The 1,738-nt window shown below is 49.3% G+C and carries 2 protein-coding genes; both read left to right on the top strand.

The features are described from left to right. The coding region (locus AAH187_RS19245; RefSeq protein ID WP_342350110.1) for a sigma-54 dependent transcriptional regulator at positions 1-1,085 on the top strand (1,085 nt) is incomplete at its 5' end. 393 nt (positions 1,086-1,478) lie between these two features. Then, on the top strand, positions 1,479-1,685 hold the full coding sequence (locus AAH187_RS19240) for a hypothetical protein (protein WP_342350109.1): 207 nt from the start codon (positions 1,479-1,481) through the stop codon (positions 1,683-1,685). Positions 1,686-1,738 lie beyond the last annotated feature (53 nt).

Raw genomic sequence — 1,738 nt, 5'->3', positions numbered from 1 at the left:
CGGATGCGCTTGAGTTTTTATCACAAGTGGCCATGCAAATCGCCTATGCGATTGATCATGTTCAGGCCTATGAGGAAATTAATCTACTGCGTCAGCAGTTGGCACGAGAAAATACCTATCTGGTCGAGGAACTCAAACTGACCAAGCACTTCGGGGCTATGGTCGGACGGAGTCAGGTTTTTCAGCATGTATTAGAACTCGCCCGCGAGGTGGCTCCCACGACCGCGACCGTCTTGATCACCGGGGAGACGGGAACCGGGAAAGAGCTACTTGCCCAAGCCATACATGATTGGAGTCTTCGTGCTGGCAAACCGTTCATTCGGGTTAATTGTGCAGCGCTTCCGATGGGACTGGTAGAAAGTGAGCTGTTTGGGCATGAACGAGGAGCATTTACCGGAGCCGATTCGAGGCGGGAGGGAAGGTTTGAATTAGCCCATGGCGGGACCCTGTTGCTGGATGAAATCGGGGAAATTCCCATGGAGACGCAAGCGAAATTGTTGCGAGTGATCCAGGACGGGATGGTTGATCGTGTGGGTGGCAAGCAGTCTATTCCGGTGGATATTCGGTTGATGGCCTCGACCAATGCCGATCTGCCTTTGGCAATTGAGCAAGGTCGATTTCGGGCTGACCTTTTCTATCGACTTCATGTGTTTCCGATTACCATCCCTCCACTCCGTGCTCGGCCTGAAGATATTCCAGAACTCGCCCAGCATTTTCTTGAGCACTATGCCATTAAACTCAATCGGCCCTGTGAAACGATTGAACCGGATTCTCTCCAGCGGCTTATCCGGTATTCCTGGCCGGGCAACATTCGAGAATTGGAAAATGTCATTGAACGGGCGGTGATTCTCTCCCACCAAAAAGTTCTGCGCATTGATGAACGGCTTTTGATTCTTCAGAGTACGACGCATGAATCAAAGGTTCCGGCTGGATTAGTTGATTTTGAACGGCAACATATTCTCCAAACCCTGGCCTCCAGTAAATGGCAGATCGAAGGGGACGGCGGAGCCGCAGAACAACTCCGCTTGGCGCCCAGTACACTCCGTAGCCGGATCAAAAAATTAGGTCTTCAACGACCGACTTGAATCGACGTATTTCAACTCCGCACTCTTTCGCCATTACTGATCGCACTCTTTTTTCAGAAATCTTAGGCGATGAATCCACGTAAGATTGTGGTATAGCCTCCGATGCCACCACGATCTGTCATAGGGTAGCGATGACATTTCATCAACCTGCATATTTATTAATCGCATTTGTGCCATGTTTCAAGATCTTTCATCTCAGGCCTTCTCAATCCAGCTATGGCTTGTCGTATGCATACCACAAACGGAGCCGGTTACTTTTTTAACAATACGAAAGATGCGAAACCTTCAGTCCGGCTTTGCCTGGTGACTCTGAAGCGAGGGTCGTAGGTCATCGTTGTGGCAGAGGCTTCAGCTCCTTGTAGGTTAATCCCTGTTCATGAGGAATGACGGTTCATGAAATTTTATCTCGATACGGTGAGTCTCACAGAGATTGAGGAGATTGGCAGGCTGGGGATGCTGGATGGGATAGCCATGAACGCCACGTTGGTCACTGAGCCGGGTCTGGAATTTTATCAAGGAATTCGGGAAATCTGTCGTTATGTGGACAGTCCGATCAGTGTGAGCGTGTTGAGTATTGAAGAAGAAGCATTCGTCAAGTAAGGCAATGCATTAGAGAAAATTCATAGCAATGTCTTGTGAAGTATCCTTTGACA

The organism is uncultured Nitrospira sp. (assembly GCA_902500695.1).
Classification (GTDB): domain Bacteria; phylum Nitrospirota; class Nitrospiria; order Nitrospirales; family UBA8639; genus Nitrospira_E.
This window is presented reverse-complemented; position numbering and strand designations above follow the sequence as displayed.